Source organism: Streptomyces sp. NPDC037401 (assembly GCF_055602345.1).
Genome location: NZ_JBVJWO010000012.1, coordinates 1 through 16,635 on the forward strand (window position 1 = coordinate 1; position 16,635 = coordinate 16,635).

The window sequence follows — 16,635 nt, forward strand, 5'->3', positions numbered from 1 at the left end:
AGCGTTAGGGAAACGCCCGGTTACATTCCGAACCCGGAAGCTAAGCCTTTCAGCGCCGATGGTACTGCAGGGGGGACCCTGTGGGAGAGTAGGACACCGCCGAACAATCTTTCAAAGGACCTTTGGTCCCAGCGTTCAACGCTGGGACCAAAGGTCCTTTTTTGTTTTGTATTTTGCCGAAGCGCGGCCGCACGCCGGTTGCGCGAGAATGACTGCGGTACCCCGAAGACAGGAGTCACACCCATGTCCACCAACTCTCCCGACGATCGTCCGGAGCGCGAGCCGCGTCGAAGCGACGGCGGCGACAGGGGCGGCTACCGCGGGGGCCGCGACGACCGCGGCGGTGACCGTGGTGGTGACCGCGGCGGTTACCGCCGCGACGACCGCGGCGGCCGGCCCACTGGCGGCGGTGACCGTGGCGGTTTCCGTCGCGATGACCGTCCTTCGGGCGGGTTCCGCCGTGATGACCGTGGCGGCCGTCCGGGTGGCAGCTTCGAGCGCCGTGACGACCGTGGCGGGCGTCCCACCGGCGGTGGCGACCGTGGCGGTGACCGCGGTGGTTTCCGTCGCGACGACCGCCCCTCCGGCGGCTTCCGCCGTGACAACGACCGCCCCTCCTTCCGCCGCGATGACGACCGCGGTGGCGACCGCGGTGGCTTCCGCCGTGACGACCGCCCCTCGGGCGGCTTCGAGCGCCGTGACGACCGCGGTGGCGACCGTGGTGGCGACCGTGGCGGCTTCCGCCGTGACGACCGCCCCTCGGGCGGCTTCGAGCGCCGTGACGACCGCGGTGGCGACCGCGGCGGGTTCCGTCGCGATGACCGTCCTTCGGGTGGGTTCCGTCGTGATGACCGTCGTGATGACCGTGGCGGCCGTCCCGGTGGCAGCTTCGATCGCCGTGACGATCGCGGTGGCGACCGTGGCGGTGACCGCGGTGGTTTCCGTCGCGACGACCGTCCGTCCGGCGGCTTCCGCCGTGACGACCGTGGCGGCCGTCCGTCCGGTGGCTTCGAGCGCCGCGATGACCGCGGTGGCGACCGTGGCGGGTACCGCGGCCGTGACGACCGCCGGGACGACCGCGGTGGAGACCGCGGCGGGTACCGCGGGCGCGACGACCGTGGTGGCTACGGGCGCGGCGAGGACCGCGACCGCGACTTCCGCGACCGTGACCGCGAGCCGGTCAAGCGCCTCCCGATCGACGAGGACGTCACCGGCGACGAGATCGACGCCGATGTGCGCCAGGAGCTGCTGAGCCTGCCCAAGGGTCTGGCCGAGGAGGTCTCCCGCAACCTGGTCATGGTCGCCCGACTCATCGACGAGGAGCCGGAGCAGGCGTACGCGTACTCGCGCATCGCCCTGCGGCTCGCGTCGCGCGTGGCTGCCGTCCGTGAGGCCGCCGGCTTCGCCGCGTACGCCACGCAGAAGTACAGCGAGGCCCTCGCGGAGTTCCGTGCCGCCCGCCGGATGACCGGGTCCGTGGAGCTGTGGCCCGTCATGGCCGACTGCGAGCGTGGCCTCGGCCGCCCGGAGCGGGCGCTGGCCATGGCCGGCGAGCCCGAGGTGCAGAAGCTCGACAAGGCCGGTCAGGTCGAGATGCGGCTCGTCGCCGCCGGTGCCCGCCGGGACATGGGGCAGCTCGACGCCGCCATCGTGACCCTGCAGAGCCCCGAGCTGGCCTCCAGCTCGGTGCAGCCGTGGACCGCGCGACTGCGGTACGCGTACGCCGACGCGCTCCTCGCCGCCGACCGTGAGGACGAGGCGCGCGAGTGGTTCGCGAAGACCGTCGAGGCCGACAAGGACGGGGCCACGGACGCGTCCGACCGTCTGGCCGAGCTGGACGGGGTCGAGTTCGTCGACGCCATGGACCAGGACCTCGAGGACGAGGCTGACGACGCGGACGACGACGAGGACGCCGCCGAGGTGGCGGCCGCAGAAGCCGCCGGCGACGTGACCGAGTACTACGACGAGGACGACGAGGAGTACGAGCCCGTCGGCCGGTCGGAGTCCGACGCGGACGGCGACGACACCAAGGCCTGAGGGCCGGCGGACTGAGAGAAGGGCGGTATCCCGCAGGGGATACCGCCCTTCGTCGTGTCCGGGGTGTCCGGGCCGGCCTCAGGTCAGGCTGCGCAGGACCAGGCCGGTCGCCGGCTTGGGGCCGAACGACGTCGACTTGCGCGGCATCGTCACGCCCTGGCGGGCCAGGTCCAGCACCACGTCCTCCCGGACCGGGTGCAGGAGCACCGCCGTGCCGCCGTGCCGCTCGGCCATCTCCACCGAGGCCTCGGTGTCGTGGATGTACGCGATGTGCTCGGGCGAGTCGGGGATGTGCCACAGGTGGTCGAGCAGGGTGGCGTGCAGGATCGTCGCGTCGAGGCGGCGCCAGGCCTCGGGGCGGTCGCGCCGGACCGTACGCTCGATGAGCTCCGGATCCGGGTCGGTGACAAGGTGGAACGTACCGTCCCCGGCGAGGAGGAAGGCGTTGCCCTCGGCCGCCGCCGCCCCCAGGGACGCCATGGCGTGCTCCAGCGGGCCGTCGACCGGGCGGATGCGGAACGAGCCCTCCAGTGCGGCCAGCGCGTCACCGACCGGGAGCCGCCGCAGCATCCGGTGGATGGCGCGGACCTGGAGGGGGTAGCGGACCGTGTCCACGAGGAGGACCAGGCCGAAGTCCCACTCGCCCGCGCCCTCGTGCTCGGACTGGAGCCGCAGGTAGGTGGCCCAGCGGTGGTGGCCGTCGGCGATGAGGGCCTGGCGGCGGGCCAGGTCGGTGGTCACCAGCTCCAAGCCGGCGGGGTCGGTGATCGCCCACAGCCGGTGGTGGAAGCCGTCCTCGGTGGTCGTCGACAGCAGCGGCTCGCGCTGCACGGTCTCCTCGACCACCGCGGCCGCGCCGGTGTGCGCGCCGTCGCTGCGGTACGTCAGGAGCAGCGGCTCCAGATTGGCGGACGTCGCGCGCATCAGGCCCGCGCGGTCGGTGACGACGTGCGGCATGACGTCCTCGTGGGGCAGGACGATGCCCGCCTCCGCGCCCGAGAGGGCCAGCGCGCCGATCACCCCGCGCTGGAGCAGCTCGCCGCGCTGCTGCTCGTACACGTACAGGGCGGGGGCGGGATCGGGGCTGAGGACGCCCTCGGCGAGCCAGTCGCTCAGGGTCTGCGCGGCTTGGGCGTTGCGGGCCTCGGGGGTGTCGGCCTGCGGGAGGATCAGCCGGACGATGTTGTGCGGGTCCGCGGATTCGAGGTGGTTCAGACCGTCCGGCCGTACGACGACGTCATACGGTGGCGACGTGACGGCGGCGAGGCTGCCGACCCGCTCGGGGACGTAGCGCAGTCCATGGAACGGGATCAGACGCAGTCCCTGCTCTGCAGGCCGAGGTGTGGTCATTGATGCATGGTAAGTCGCGTCTCGCGATGCGGGATGATCGGGGGAGGCGTACTGAATCAGGCGTATTCGTATGAGGAGCGGACAGGATGATCCGGCAGAGCAGGACCAGGCCCGCGGGCAGCGCGCGCAGCCTCCACCAGGCGTACGACACGGCTCTGCTGGACCTCGACGGCGTGGTGTACGCCGGGGGCCGGGCGATCGCGCACGCGGTGCCGTCGCTGGGGGCGGCGCGGGCGGACGGCATGCACCTCGCGTACGTCACGAACAACGCGCTGCGTACGCCCGACGCGGTCGCCGAGCACCTGACCGAGCTGGGCATCCCGACCGTGGCCGGTGACGTGATCACGTCGGCGCAGGCGGTGGCCCGGCTGATCGCGGAGCAGGTGCCTGCCGGTGCGAAGGTGCTGGTGATCGGCGGGGAGGGGCTGCGGGTCGCGCTGCGCGAGCGGGGGCTGGTGCCGGTCGAGTCGGCGGACGACGGGCCGGCCGCGGTGGTGCAGGGGTACGGCGGGCCGGACCTGGCGTGGGGGCGCTTCGCGGAGGCGGCGTACGCGATCGCGCGGGGCGTGCCGTGGTTCGCGTCCAACACCGACCTGACGATTCCCAGTGCGCGGGGGATCGCGCCGGGCAACGGCGCGGCCGTGGAGGTCGTACGGATCGCCACGGGTGCGGAGCCGCAGGTGGCGGGGAAGCCCCTGCCCCCGATGCACCGCGAGACGATCCTGCGGACCGGTGCCGAGCGGCCGCTGGTGGTGGGGGACCGGCTGGACACGGACATCGAGGGTGCGTTCAACGGCGACGTGGACTCGCTGCTCGTGCTGACGGGGGTGACGGACGCGGCGCTGCTGCTGGCGGCGGAGCCGAAGTACCGGCCGACGTACGTCGACGCGGACCTGCGGGGGCTGCTGACCGGGCAGCCGGAGGTCACGGAGGCCGGGGACGGCTTCCGCTGCGGGGGCTGGACGGCGGCGGCGCGCGGTGGTGAGCTCGTGCTCGACGGCGACGAGGGGAGCGGGGAGCCGATGGACGGGCTGCGGGCGCTGTGCGCGGCGGCCTGGACCCGTGCGGGGGAGGGGTCCTGCACGCTGGACGCCGGAAAGGCGCTGGTACGGCTCGGACTGTGAGCGCGGGGAGTTGCCGCGGCAGCTGTGATCATCCCGGGCTCTCGTCCGGTCAGGAGGGTAGGCTAACCTAACCTCCGTGTTGGTCGAGAGTCCCCCAGAACAGAGCGCCGCGCCGGCTGCCGCGCCCCGCTCCCGTCATACGGTGCGTGCCGCAGGTCTGCTGGCCTCGCTCGCCCTGCTGGCGGTGATCGCGACCGCGAGCATTGCCGTGGGCGCCCGTCAGATGCCGCTGGACCAGGTCTGGCACGGCCTGTTCCACTACTCGGGCACCGTGACGGACGTGGTCGTACGCGACGTGCGGGTGCCGCGGACCCTGCTCGGGCTGCTGGTCGGGCTGGCGCTCGGCCTGTCGGGCGCGGTGATGCAGGCGCTGACCCGCAATCCGCTCGCCGAGCCGGGCATCCTGGGCGTGAACGCGGGCGCCGCGGCCGCCGTGGTCTCGGCCATCAGCTTCCTCGGGGCCTCCTCGCTTAGCGAGTTCGTCTGGTACGCCTTCGCGGGCGCCGCGGCGGTCTCGGTCCTCGTGTACGTGCTCGGCGGCAGCCGCAGTGCGACACCGGTGCGGCTCGCACTGGCCGGGACCGCGGCCAGCGCGGCGCTCGTCGGCTACATCAACGCCGTGCAGCTCATGGACTCCAAGGCGCTGGACAAGCTCCGGTTCTGGACGGTCGGCTCGCTGGCCTCCGCGAACATGGACACCGTCCGGCAGGTGGCGCCGTTCATCGTGGTCGGCGCCGTGCTGGCGCTGTGCCTGGGGCGGCCGCTGAACGCGATGGCGATGGGCGACGACACGGCGCGGGCACTGGGCGCCCATCTGACGCGCACCCGCATCGGTGCCATGGCGGCCATCACACTGCTGTGTGGTGCGGCCACCGCCGCCTGCGGGCCGATCGTCTTCATCGGCCTGATGATCCCGCACTTCGCGCGGCTGTTCACCGGGCCCGACCTGCGGTGGCTGCTGGCGTACTCGGCGGTCCTGTCACCGGTGCTGCTCCTCGGCGCGGACGTGATCGGGCGGGTCGTCACCCGGCCCGCGGAACTTCAGGTGGGCATCGTCACCGCGCTCATCGGCGGGCCCGTCTTCATCTACCTGGTACGGCGCAAGAGGATGGCTCAGCTGTGACCGTGAAACTGCGGGCCGGAAACCCCCGGCCGCGGGCCCTGCGCGCGCCCGGCGGGATGTCGCTGCGGGTCGAGCCGCGGGCGGTGGCGGCCGGAGTGCTGCTGCTGGCCGCCGCGCTGCTGGCGGCCGTCTTCCTGATCGGTACGGGGGACTACCCGATCGCGCCGGTGGACGTCGTGAAGACCCTGATGGGCAACGGCTATCCGTCGGACGAGTTCATCGTCCGGGACCTGCGGATGCCGCGGGTGCTGGTGGGGCTGCTCGTCGGGGCCGCGCTCGGGATGGCCGGCGCGGTCTTCCAGTCGGTGTCCCGCAACCCGCTCGCGTCGCCCGACATCCTGGGTTTCAGTTACGGCTCGGCGGTGGGCGCGCTCGTCGCGATCGTGCTCTTCCACGCCGGGGCCACGGCCGTCGCCGGGGGTGCGCTGCTGGGCGGACTGGTCGCCGGCGTCGGGGTGTACCTGCTGGCCTGGAAGCAGGGTGTGCACGGCTACCGGCTCGTGCTCGTCGGCATCGGCTGCTCGGCGATCCTGCTCGCGGTGATCCAGTACCTGCTGACCAAGGCGAAATACGTGGACGCGGCCCGCGCCACGGTGTGGCTGACCGGCTCGCTGAGCGGCCGTGACTGGGCCCAGGTGTGGCCGCTGCTCGCGACGTGCGCGGTGCTGTTCCCGCTGATCCTCAGCCGGGGGCGGACTCTGCGGATCATGGAGATGGGCGACGACGCGGCGTACGCGCTGGGTGTGAAGGTCGAGCGGACCAGGATGCTGCTGATGATCGCGGCGGTGATGCTGACCACGGCGGCGAGCGCGGCCGCGGGGCCGATCGCGTTCGTGGCGCTGGCGGCTCCGCAGCTGGCCCGGCGGCTGACCCGGTCGCCGGGGTCGAACCTGCTGTCGTCGGCGCTGATGGGCGCCGTGCTGCTGGTGGCGTCGGACTGGGCCGCGCAGCAGGCCTTCGGGGCCGACCAGCTGCCGGTGGGTGTGGTGACCGGGCTGGTCGGCGGCGTCTACTTGCTGTGGCTGCTGGTCTCCGAGCGCAAGGCGGGGCGGATCTGATGGCACGTCGTCCCAGTGGCTTGCCCGGTTCGCAGGGGTCGCAGGGTTCGCGGGAATCGCAGGGTTCGAATGGTTCGCAGGGTTCGAGTGGTTCAAGGAGTACGGAAGTGCAGCGGCTGACCGCGGAGAACGTCACCCTCGGCTACGACCAGCGGGTCATCGCCGAGAACCTGTCGGTCGAGATACCCGACAACTCCTTCACCGTGATCGTGGGGCCCAACGCCTGCGGCAAGTCGACCCTGCTGCGCGCGCTCTCGCGGATGCTGAAGCCGTCCGCCGGGCGGGTGCTGCTCGACGGGCAGGCCATCGGCTCCCTGCCGGCGAAGAAGGTCGCGAAGACCCTCGGCCTGCTGCCCCAGTCCTCGATCGCGCCCGACGGCATCACCGTGGCCGACCTGGTCTCGCGCGGCCGGTACCCGCACCAGGGGCTGCTGCGCCAGTGGTCTCCCGAGGACGAGCGGATCGTCCTCGAATCCATGACCTCCACCGGAGTGGCCGAGCTGGCCGACCGGGCCGTCGACGAGCTGTCGGGCGGCCAGCGGCAGCGGGTGTGGATCGCGATGGCGCTCGCGCAGCAGACGCCCCTGCTGCTGCTCGACGAGCCGACGACGTACCTGGACATCCAGCACCAGATCGACGTCCTCGACCTGTGCGCGGAGCTGCACGAGGAGCAGGGGCGGACGCTGGTCGCGGTGCTGCACGACCTCAACCACGCGGCCCGCTACGCCACCCACCTGATCGCGATGCGCGCCGGGAAGGTGGTCGCGGAAGGTGCGCCGGGCGAGATCGTGACGGCCGGGCTCGTCGAGGAGGTCTTCGGGCTGCGCTGTCAGATCATCGACGACCCGGAGACGGGCACCCCGCTCGTGGTGCCGGCCGCGCGGCAGGCCCGCGGCAAGGCCCCGGTGGTCACAGCAGCGTCCTGAGGCGCAGCAGGTCGCGGAAGCCTGCCTCCAGCCTGACCCGGCCGGAGGCCCAGGCCTTCGCGAAGTTCAGCTCGCCGCCGACCAGGGCGACGAGGTCGTCGCCGGACATCGCGAGCCGGATCTGCGCCTTGCTGCGGGGCGGGCCCGGCTCGGTGGCGTCGACATGGATCCGGCCGTTCTCCAGCCGCCCGCGGAAGGTGCTGTCCAGATCGGTGATGTGGCAGCTGAGGGAGCGGTTGAGCGCGGTCGCGTCCCGCACGTCGCCGTCGGCGCGCGCCATGCTGTCGGAGAGCTTGTCGAGTGCGTGCCGACACTGTTCGATCGTTGCCATGGTGTTCCCGACCGTACCTCAGGGTCGTGCACGCTGACCGGTCACATTGCACCGTCACACGTGAGCTTCGCGGTAGCGTCGTGGCATGACCGACCCCTCGCCCGACACGGGCACCGACACGGGCACCGGCACCGGCACCGATCACGGGCCGGGGCACGCGGCCGCCCCGCTCGGGGTGGAGCGCACCCCCACCGGCCGGCCCGAGATCGACGCCGGGCTGGAGCGGCTGGCCGATGCCGACCACCTCCCGGCGGATGGCCACGTCGAGGTGTACGAGGATGTGCACAGGGGATTGCGTGACGCGCTGACCGCGCTCGACGCGAACCCCGCCTCTGGTCCGTACGAAAACAGGAGCTGAACCGAACGTGGCAGGAGTGGCACGCCGCCGCCTGGACGCCGAACTGGTGCGCCGCAAGATGGCCCGGTCGCGGGAGCACGCGGCCCAGCTGATCGCCGCGGGGCGGGTCACCGTCGGCGGCGCCACCGCGACCAAGGCCGCCACGCAGGTCGAGACGAGCGCCGCGCTCGTCGTCCTCGAGGACGACGACGACCCCGACTACGTCTCCCGCGGCGGCCACAAGCTGGCCGGGGCCCTCGCGGCCTTCACCCCGCTCGGCCTGCGCGTCGAAGGACGGCGGGCCCTCGACGCGGGCGCCTCGACGGGCGGCTTCACGGACGTGCTGCTGCGGGCGGGCGTCGCCCACGTCGTCGCCGTCGACGTCGGCTACGGCCAGCTCGCCTGGTCGCTGCAGAGCGACGAGCGGGTCACCGTGAAGGACCGCACGAACGTCCGCGAGCTGACGACCGAGCAGATCGACGGGGTCCCCGTGGACCTGGTCGTCGGCGACCTCTCCTTCATCTCCATCGGCCTGGTCCTGCCGGCCCTGGTGCGCTGCACCGCGCCCGGCGCGGACCTGGTGCTGATGGTCAAGCCGCAGTTCGAGGTGGGCAAGGACCGGCTCGGCAGCGGCGGCGTGGTCCGCAGCCCGGAGCTGCGGGCCGAGGCGGTGCGCGAGGTGGCACGGCAGGCGGGGGAGCTGGGGCTCGGCGTGCTCGGCGTGACCGCGAGTCCCCTGCCGGGGCCCTCGGGGAACGTCGAGTACTTTCTGTGGATGCGGGCGGGGGCACCGGCACTCGACCCGGCGGATGTTGACCGTGCAGTGGCGGAGGGGCCGCGGTGACAACTGAAACGACAGGTTCCGCACAGGCGCGGACTGTTTTCCTGCTCGCGCACACCGGGCGTCCGGCCGCGATCCGCAGTGCGGAGCTGGTCGTCAAGGGACTGCTGCGCTGCGGGCTGGGGGTACGGGTCCTCGAACACGAGGCGGCGGACCTTCCGCTGCCCGACGAGGTCGAACTGGTCGCCGAGGCGACGCCCGGGGTGCTCGACGGCTGCGAACTGCTGATCGTGCTGGGCGGCGACGGGACGCTGCTGCGCGGCGCGGAGTTCGCGCGCAGCTCGGGGGTCCCGATGCTCGGGGTCAACCTGGGCCGCGTCGGCTTCCTCGCGGAGGCGGAGCGCGACGACCTGGACAAGGTCGTGGACCGGGTGGTCACCCGGTCGTACGAGGTCGAAGAGCGGATGACGCTCGACGTGGTGGTGCGCACCAACGGCGACGTCGTCCACACCGACTGGGCGCTGAACGAGGCCGCCGTGCAGAAGGTGTCCCCCGAGCGGATGCTCGAAGTGGTCCTGGAGATCGACGGGCGGCCCGTGACCGGCTTCGGCTGCGACGGGATCGTCTGCGCGACCCCCACCGGCTCCACGGCGTACGCGTTCTCGGCCGGCGGGCCGGTGGTGTGGCCCGAGGTGGAAGCCCTGCTCATGGTGCCGATCAGCGCCCACGCGCTCTTCGCGAAGCCGCTGGTGACCTCGCCGACCTCCGTGCTCGCCGTCGAGGTCCAGACGGGCACCCCGCACGGCGTCCTGTGGTGTGACGGGCGCCGCACCCTGGAGCTGCCCGCGGGAGCCCGCGTGGAGGTCCGCCGTGGCGCCGTCCCGGTCCGGCTCGCCCGGCTGCACCACGCGTCCTTCACGGACCGCCTGGTGGCGAAGTTCGCCCTCCCGGTGTCCGGCTGGCGCGGCGCACCGCACTGAGAGCGGCCGCGGGGCTGCGGCCGCGCGGGCGGCCGAGTCCAACGACCGGACCGGGGCGGGGTCACCTCCACCGGGCGGTTCCGCCCGTTCGGTGACAGGTCACGCTGCGGCGTCACATGGCACCGGTGAAACCTCGGTATGGTCTTGGGCGTGCTTGAGGAGATGCGGATACGGTCGCTCGGGGTCATCGACGACGCGGTGGTGGAGCTGTCGCCCGGATTCACCGCGGTGACCGGCGAGACCGGCGCGGGCAAGACGATGGTCGTCACGAGCCTCGGGCTGCTGCTCGGCGGCCGCGCGGACCCGGCTCTCGTACGGGTCGGTGCCAAGGCAGCGGTCGTCGAGGGCCGCATCGTCATGCGCCCGGACGCGCCCGCCGCGCTGCGGGCCGAGGAAGCGGGCGCCGAGCTGGACGAGGGTGCCCTGCTGATCAGCCGTACCGTCTCCGCCGAGGGCCGCTCCCGGGCGCACCTGGGCGGCCGCTCCGTACCCGTCGGCCTGCTCGGCGAGCTCGCCGACGACCTGGTCGCCGTCCACGGCCAGACCGATCAGCAGGGCCTGCTGCGGCCCGCGCGGCAGCGTCAGGCGCTGGACCGCTACGCCGGTGACGCCGTGGCCGTCCCGCTGGAGAAGTACACGGCCGCCTACCGCCGTCTGCGGGCCGCCGCCACCGAACTGGACACCCTCACCACCCGGGCCCGCGAACGCGCCCAGGAGGCCGACCTGCTGCGTTTCGGGCTCGACGAGGTCGCCGCGGTCGAGCCCCGGCCAGGCGAGGACGCCGAGCTCGCGGCGGAGGCGGAGCGCCTCGGCCACGCCGAGTCCCTCGCCGCCGCGGCCGCGCTCGCGCACGCCGCGCTCGCGGGCAATCCGGAGGACCCCGAGGGCGTCGACGCGAACACGCTGGTCGCCGGGGCGCACCGGGCGCTGGAGACCGTACGGTCGCACGACCCGCAGCTCGGCGCGCTCGCCGAGCGGATCGGCGAGCTCGGGATCCTCCTCGCGGACGTGGCCGGAGAGCTGGCCGGGTACGCCGACGACCTCGACGCCGACCCGCTGCGGCTGGCGGCGGTGGAGGAGCGGCGGTCCGCGCTCACGCAGCTCACCCGCAAGTACGGCACGGACGCCGAGGGGCCCGAGGGCATCGACGGCGTGCTGGCCTGGGCCGAGCGGGGCGCGGCGCGCCTCACCGAACTCGACGGCGACGACGACCGGATCGCGGAGCTCACGGCCGAGCGCGACGGGCTGCGCGCCGAACTGTCCGGCCTGGCGCAGGCGCTGACGGACGCCCGGACCGAGGCGGCGGAGCGGTTCGCCGCCGCCGTCACGGCCGAGCTCGCCTCGCTGGCGATGCCGCACGCCCGCGTCACCATCGACATCCGGCAGGCCGGGGTCGAGGACCCCGCCGACGGCGTCGAGGTCGGCGGCCGGCCGGTCGCGTACGGGCCCACGGGCACGGACGAGGTCGAACTGCTCCTCGCCCCGCACCCCGGTGCGCAGCCGCGCCCCATCGCCAAGGGCGCCTCCGGCGGCGAGCTGTCCCGCGTGATGCTGGCGGTCGAGGTGGTGTTCGCCGGTTCCGACCCCGTCCCCACCTACCTCTTCGACGAGGTGGACGCGGGAGTCGGCGGCAAGGCGGCCGTCGAGGTCGGCCGGCGCCTGGCGAAGCTCGCGAAGACCGCGCAGGTCGTGGTCGTCACGCACCTGCCGCAGGTGGCGGCCTTCGCGGACCGGCAGCTGCTCGTCGAGAAGACCAACGACGGGTCGGTCACCCGCAGCGGTGTGACCGTGCTCGAAGGCGAGGACCGGGTGCGCGAGCTGTCCCGGATGCTGGCGGGCCAGGAGGACTCGCAGACCGCACGTGCCCACGCCGAGGAACTCCTCGCGGCAGCCCGCGCGGACGCCTAGAAGCGGCGACCGGCATCGCGTCCGGGGTGGTTCGGAGGTGGTTCCGCTTTCCGGTCCGGCCGTGCGGTGCGGTGCAGTTCGCGGCGGCGCGGGGCCCGCGCGGGCGCGGCGTCAGGTCGTACGTGCGCCTGAGGTGTCACCCATGTGGGTGATCCCTGAAGGAATGTGACGGTATCTCGTACGGGATCCGCACCCGGACGGCCCCGGAACGCGCGTGCGGGCTGGCATCCTGAGCGCGTCTCTTCTTCCTCACCCAGGAGCTCCGGCACGTGAGCAGCACACCGGTTCCGCTTCCGCCGTACGGGCGTACGCCGCTGCGCACCGTCCAGGTGCTCGGCGGCGGCAGCGCGGGCAGCAGCGCGCACGTGCGGTCCCTGACGACGGGGCTCGCCGCGCGCGGCGTGCGGGTGACGGTGTGCGCGCCCGCCGCGACCGAGGGGGAGTACGACTTCGCCGGTGCGGGCGCCCATGTCGCGCCGCCGGCCGTGAGCGCACTGCGGGCCGCGTGCGCCGGGGCCGACATCGTCCACGCGCACGGGGTGCACGCCGGGATGCGGGCCGCCCTGGCGCTGCGCGGGCAGCGGGTGCCGCTGGTGGTGACCTGGCACACCGGGCCCGCCGCGGAGGGCCCGCTCGGCCAGCTGACCCGGCTGCTGGAGCGGCGGGTGGCCCGCGCGGCCGCGGTCGTGCTGGGCACCTCCTCCGACCAGGTGGACCAGGCGCGGCGGCGCGGGGCGCGCGACGCCCGGCTGGCGGCGGTGACGGTCCCGGGCACCCGGCGCGCCGTCGCGCGCGGCCAGGACTCGAAGGCGCGGGCCGAACTGGGCGCCGTGGGGCGGCCGATGGTCATCGCCGTGGGCAGTCTGGTGCCGCGCCGCGGGTACCACCTGCTGCTGGACGCCGCCCGGGCGTGGCGGGCCCTGGAGCCCGCACCGCTGCTGGTGATCGCGGGGGAGGGGCCGCAGCGTGCGGCGCTGGCCCGGCGGATCGAGGCGGAGCGGCTGCCCGTACGGCTGCTGGGGCGGCGCGCGGACGTGGCGGACCTGCTGGGCGCCGCGGACGTGGCCGTGCTGCCGAGCCGCTGGGAGGCCAGGTCCCTGCTCGCCCAGGAGGCCCTGCGGCTGGGGGTGCCGCTGGTCGCCACGGCCGTGGGCGGGGTGCCCGAGCTGGTGGGCGACGCGGCGGAGCTGGTGCCGTACGGCGATGCCGGGGCGCTGTCCGCGGCCGTGACGGGGCTGCTGGCCGAGCCGGGGCGGCGCGAGGCGCTCGCGGCGGCGGGGCCGGTCCAGGCGGCGACCTGGCCGACGGAGGACGACACGGTGGCGCAGGTCCTGTCCGTCTACGACGAACTGAAGGAGCGGGCCGTCCGCTGAGCCGGGGCGGGGCACGGGCCCGCCGGGCCGCCGCTGCCGCAGGCGGCCCGGCCCGGGTCAGCGGGGCGTCGGCGGCCAGGTGGCCAGGACGGTGTCCACCAGGGCGTACAGGTCCTCCGACGCGGCGCCGCCCGCCGCCTGGACGGCGATCCCGTACTGGAGCGTCGTGACGTAGCGCGCGAGGGCGGCCGGGTCCGATCCCGGCGGGAGCTCGTCCTCCGCCGCGGCCCGCTCGAACCGGTCCCGCAACTGCTCCTCGCCCGCCCTGCGGCGCGCCGCGAGCTCTTCGCGGACCACGGCCGCCCCTTCGCCGGTGGCGAGGGCGCCCTGCACCACCAGGCAGCCGCGCGACGGGTTCCCGGGGGAAGTGGTGACCTGCACCGCGCCCCGCAGCAGGCGTTCGACGGCCGCGCGGGCGGTCGGCGCGTCCGCCGGCTCGCCGATGTGCGCGGCGGGCCCGGCGACGTACCGCTCGACGGCGCGGCGGAACAGCGACTCCTTGTTGCCGTAGGCGGCGTAGAGGCTGGGCCGGCTGATGCCCATCGCCTCCGTCAGGTCCGAGAGGGCGGCGCCCTCGTAGCCCTGGCGCCAGAACACCGCCATGGCCCGGTCCAGGCGTTCGTCGAGGTCGAACTCGCGGGGTCGCCCCGTGCTCATCGCTGCTCTCCCGCCTGCCCGGTCGATTGTGTACCGATCGATATAGTACCGTGGGCCGAGTTCAATACCGATCGGTACAGAAGTGGGGAGTTCTGGCTGTGCGTGCACGACTCGAAGGCAAGGTCGCTCTGGTGACGGGCGGTTCGCGGGGGATCGGCGCGGCCACCGCGCGGGCGCTGGCGGCCGAAGGCGCCGCCGTCGCGATCAGCTACGCCGCGTCGGCGGACAAGGCGGAGGCGGTGGCCGCCGAACTGGCCGCGTCCGGAGTACGGGCCGCCGCGTACCGGGCCGACCAGGCCGACCCGGAACAGGTCGCGGGCCTCGTGGACACGGTGGCCGCCGACTTCGGACGGCTCGACATCCTGGTCAACAACGCCGGCGTGGCCGTCTTCGCGGCCACGGACGACGCCGGGGCCGACACCGCGGGCATCGAGCGGCAGTACGCGGTGAACCTCGGCGGGGTCACCGCCGGCATCCGCGCCGCCGCCCGCGTCCTCGGCGACGGCGGCCGCATCATCAGCGTCGGCTCGAACCTGGCCGCCCGCCCCGGGCTGACCGGAGTGGCCGACTACGCGGCGACCAAGGCCGCGCTCGTCGGCTACAGCAAGGGCGCGGCCCGGGACCTGGCGCCCCGGGGCATCACCGTCAACGTCGTCCAGTCGGGCTCGGTGGCGACGGACATGAACCCGCCGGACGGTCCGCTGGCGGACGTACAGCGCGCGTCCAACGCCATGGGGCGGTACGGCCGGCCGGAGGAGATCGCGGCGGGCATCGCCTTCCTGGCCGGGCCGGGGGCGTCGTTCATCACCGGCGCGGTCCTCGACATCGACGGCGGCTACACGGCCTGAGGTCTGACGTTTGGCGCCTGACGCCTGACCGCGGTTCCACCGGCCCCGGGCCACCGGCCCCGCCCGGTACGACCGCGCCGCCCGGGCCGCCACGCCCTCCGGTCCGTCAGGAGGAGGGCGTGGTGTGCCGCCGGGCGCGCAGGGCCAGGCTCAGCGAGAGCACCGTCTCCGGGTCGTCCAGGTCCGTGCCCAGCAGCTCCGAGATCCGGGCGAGCCGGTTGTACAGGGTCTGCCGGTTCAGGTGGAGTTCGCGGGCCGTCTCCGCCTTGCGCCCCGCATGGGCGAGGTACGTCTCGAGCGTCGGCAGCAGCGCCGGGCGCGAGGTGCGGTCGTGGGTGCGCAGCGGGCCGATGGCCCGTTCCACGTACGCCGCCAGGTCCGGGTGCTCGCGCAGCCGCCACAGCAGCAGGTCGATGTCCAGGCGGCGGGCGTCGTACCAGGGACGGGACGGCAGACCCTGGGCGGCGGTCGCGGTCTCGGCCGCGTGGCGCAGCCCCGCCGAGGCCGCGGCCCAGCCGCCCGCGACGCCCACGACGACCACCGGCTGGCCGGAGCCGGCGCGGTCCAGGCCGGCCCGTTCCACGCCGGCGCGCAGGGCGGCGGCCACCCGGTCCGCGACGGCCGCCCGCTCGCCGTCCGAGCGCAGGCCGAGCAGCAGCGGCACCCGGCCCTCGACCGGCCGTACGCCGAGCAGTGCCGGTACGCCGACCGCGGACAGCTCCTCCAGCACCGCACGGGCGAGCACGGCCCAGTTGCCCGACGGGCCGAGGTCGGACACCAGCCGCATCACCACCGGCAGCAGCGGGCCCTCGCCGGGCCGGAAGCCCAGTACCCGGGCCTGGGCGGGGGCGTCGTCGGCCGCGATCCGGCCCTCGGCCAGATCGGTGAGGAAGTCGCCGCGGCCGCGCGCCGCGAGCTCCTCCTCCTGCCGCGCCTGCATCAGGACGACGGCGAGCACGCTCGCGGTCCGCTCCGCCGCGATCCGGTGCACCGGGAGCAGCGGGCCCGAGACCCCGAGCAGCACCAGCCGGGCCCGTACCGAGCCGGTGCCGTGGCCGCCGCCGGGCACGTCCACCAGGACGGCGTTCGCGGGCGGCCCCTCGGCCCGCGCCTCGCGCTGGCCGCGCAGCCCCTCCCAGATCTGGAGCGGGTCGGCGCCCACCTCGCCGGAGCCGCCGGCGGCCGCGTACAGCAGCTGCCCGTCGGGGGTCTCCAGGAACACCGGGTTCGCCGTGAAGTCCGCGAGGATGTGCAGGACCTGGGGGATGCCGCCGCCGCCGAGCAGGGCCTCCGTACAGCGCCGGTGCACTTCCTCGGCGCGCTGGAGCAGGGCGTAGTGCCCGTTGACGATCTCGGTGTGGACCTCTTCGGTCACCGCCACGAACGGCACCTCGCGGTGCAGCTGTACCAGGGGCAGGCCGGCCGCGCGGGCCGTCTCCACGATCGTCGCCGGGAGGCGGGTGAAGCGCGGGCCGAGCTCGACCACCAGCGCCGCGATGCCCCGGTCGGCGAGGCGGCGTACGAACGCCCGCTGCTCGGCGGGACGGGTCCCGAGGCCGAGGCCCGTGGTCAGCAGCAGCTCGCCGCCCTTGAGCAGGGACGCGATGTTCGGCACCTCGCCCGCGTGCACCCAGCGGACGGTACGGCCGAGGCGGTCCGCCCCGGCGACGACCTCCGGAAGACCGCTGCGCAGTCCCGGCAGCTCCAGTGCCCGCTGAACGGTGATCCCGCCCTGATTGTCCATATCGCGGGACGGTACCGGCCACCCTGTGCCAAGAACATCACCCGGGGGTCACGGGCGC

Annotated in this window: 15 protein-coding genes, 1 rRNA gene and 1 pseudogene; 13 read left to right on the forward strand and 4 right to left on the reverse strand. The window is 74.3% G+C overall.

Annotated features, from left to right (window positions below):
• From rrf to ACZ7H1_RS14520, 3 genes and pseudogenes are all read left to right on the forward strand, one after another.
• A 5S ribosomal RNA gene (rrf, locus tag ACZ7H1_RS14510) occupies nucleotides 1-105 on the forward strand; the annotation flags it as partial.
• Between the two features lie 93 nt (nucleotides 106-198).
• A pseudogene (locus tag ACZ7H1_RS14515) lies at nucleotides 199-1,080 on the forward strand (hypothetical protein); the annotation flags it as partial.
• 153 nt (nucleotides 1,081-1,233) lie between these two features.
• Nucleotides 1,234-2,037, forward strand: coding sequence for a tetratricopeptide repeat protein (locus ACZ7H1_RS14520; RefSeq protein ID WP_470786990.1), 804 nt, complete (start codon nucleotides 1,234-1,236; stop codon nucleotides 2,035-2,037).
• A gap of 78 nt (nucleotides 2,038-2,115) precedes the next feature.
• On the opposite strand, the gene ACZ7H1_RS14525 is transcribed toward ACZ7H1_RS14520, so the two are convergent.
• Nucleotides 2,116-3,387, reverse strand: a complete 1,272-nt coding sequence (locus tag ACZ7H1_RS14525; RefSeq protein WP_470786660.1) for a DUF1015 domain-containing protein — start codon at nucleotides 3,385-3,387, stop codon at nucleotides 2,116-2,118.
• A gap of 86 nt (nucleotides 3,388-3,473) precedes the next feature.
• Between ACZ7H1_RS14525 and ACZ7H1_RS14530 the strand changes: the two genes are divergently transcribed.
• The 4 genes from ACZ7H1_RS14530 (at nucleotide 3,474) to ACZ7H1_RS14545 (ending at nucleotide 7,618) form a co-directional block, all read left to right on the forward strand.
• Nucleotides 3,474-4,511 (forward strand): HAD hydrolase-like protein, encoded by a 1,038-nt coding sequence (locus ACZ7H1_RS14530; RefSeq protein ID WP_470786662.1) that lies wholly within the window; start codon nucleotides 3,474-3,476, stop codon nucleotides 4,509-4,511.
• Between the two features lie 76 nt (nucleotides 4,512-4,587).
• Nucleotides 4,588-5,634 carry a FecCD family ABC transporter permease gene (locus tag ACZ7H1_RS14535; protein ID WP_470786663.1) on the forward strand — a complete coding sequence of 349 codons (1,047 nt, stop codon included), beginning with the start codon at nucleotides 4,588-4,590 and terminating at the stop codon, nucleotides 5,632-5,634.
• Nucleotides 5,635-5,690: 56 nt separating this feature from the next.
• Nucleotides 5,691-6,692 (forward strand): FecCD family ABC transporter permease, encoded by a 1,002-nt coding sequence (locus tag ACZ7H1_RS14540; RefSeq protein WP_470786991.1) that lies wholly within the window; start codon nucleotides 5,691-5,693, stop codon nucleotides 6,690-6,692.
• Nucleotides 6,692-7,618, forward strand: coding sequence for an ABC transporter ATP-binding protein (locus ACZ7H1_RS14545; protein ID WP_470786665.1), 927 nt, complete (start codon nucleotides 6,692-6,694; stop codon nucleotides 7,616-7,618). Before ACZ7H1_RS14540 ends, ACZ7H1_RS14545 begins: the two co-directional genes overlap by 1 nt.
• Here ACZ7H1_RS14545 and ACZ7H1_RS14550 read toward each other — a convergent pair.
• Nucleotides 7,602-7,949 (reverse strand): alkyl sulfatase C-terminal domain-containing protein, encoded by a 348-nt coding sequence (locus tag ACZ7H1_RS14550; RefSeq protein WP_470786667.1) that lies wholly within the window; start codon nucleotides 7,947-7,949, stop codon nucleotides 7,602-7,604. The genes ACZ7H1_RS14545 and ACZ7H1_RS14550 overlap by 17 nt on opposite strands.
• A gap of 85 nt (nucleotides 7,950-8,034) precedes the next feature.
• Here ACZ7H1_RS14550 and ACZ7H1_RS14555 point away from each other — a divergent pair, with 85 nt between their 5' ends.
• From ACZ7H1_RS14555 to ACZ7H1_RS14575, 5 genes are all read left to right on the forward strand, one after another.
• A complete protein-coding gene (locus tag ACZ7H1_RS14555; RefSeq protein WP_470786668.1) occupies nucleotides 8,035-8,307 on the forward strand; it encodes a hypothetical protein in 273 nt (90 codons plus the stop codon).
• Between the two features lie 7 nt (nucleotides 8,308-8,314).
• Entirely contained in the window at nucleotides 8,315-9,130 is an 816-nt protein-coding gene (locus ACZ7H1_RS14560) for a TlyA family RNA methyltransferase (protein WP_470786670.1), read from the forward strand.
• Nucleotides 9,127-10,047 carry an NAD kinase gene (locus ACZ7H1_RS14565; RefSeq protein WP_470786672.1) on the forward strand — a complete coding sequence of 307 codons (921 nt, stop codon included), beginning with the start codon at nucleotides 9,127-9,129 and terminating at the stop codon, nucleotides 10,045-10,047. The genes ACZ7H1_RS14560 and ACZ7H1_RS14565 overlap by 4 nt, the downstream gene beginning before the upstream one ends.
• A 138-nt stretch (nucleotides 10,048-10,185) precedes the next feature.
• Complete coding sequence (gene recN / locus ACZ7H1_RS14570; RefSeq protein WP_470786674.1) at nucleotides 10,186-11,955, forward strand: DNA repair protein RecN; 1,770 nt, start codon at nucleotides 10,186-10,188, stop codon at nucleotides 11,953-11,955.
• A gap of 269 nt (nucleotides 11,956-12,224) precedes the next feature.
• A complete protein-coding gene (locus tag ACZ7H1_RS14575) occupies nucleotides 12,225-13,328 on the forward strand; it encodes a glycosyltransferase family 4 protein (RefSeq protein WP_470786675.1) in 1,104 nt (367 codons plus the stop codon).
• Between the two features lie 57 nt (nucleotides 13,329-13,385).
• On the opposite strand, the gene ACZ7H1_RS14580 is transcribed toward ACZ7H1_RS14575, so the two are convergent.
• Nucleotides 13,386-13,985 (reverse strand): TetR/AcrR family transcriptional regulator, encoded by a 600-nt coding sequence (locus ACZ7H1_RS14580; protein ID WP_470786676.1) that lies wholly within the window; start codon nucleotides 13,983-13,985, stop codon nucleotides 13,386-13,388.
• 98 nt (nucleotides 13,986-14,083) lie between these two features.
• On the opposite strand from ACZ7H1_RS14580, the gene ACZ7H1_RS14585 reads away from it, so the two are divergent.
• Entirely contained in the window at nucleotides 14,084-14,833 is a 750-nt protein-coding gene (locus ACZ7H1_RS14585; protein ID WP_470786678.1) for an SDR family NAD(P)-dependent oxidoreductase, read from the forward strand.
• Nucleotides 14,834-14,939: 106 nt separating this feature from the next.
• Here ACZ7H1_RS14585 and ACZ7H1_RS14590 read toward each other — a convergent pair whose 3' ends face one another.
• A complete protein-coding gene (locus ACZ7H1_RS14590) occupies nucleotides 14,940-16,577 on the reverse strand; it encodes a PucR family transcriptional regulator (RefSeq protein WP_470786680.1) in 1,638 nt (545 codons plus the stop codon).
• Nucleotides 16,578-16,635 lie beyond the last annotated feature (58 nt).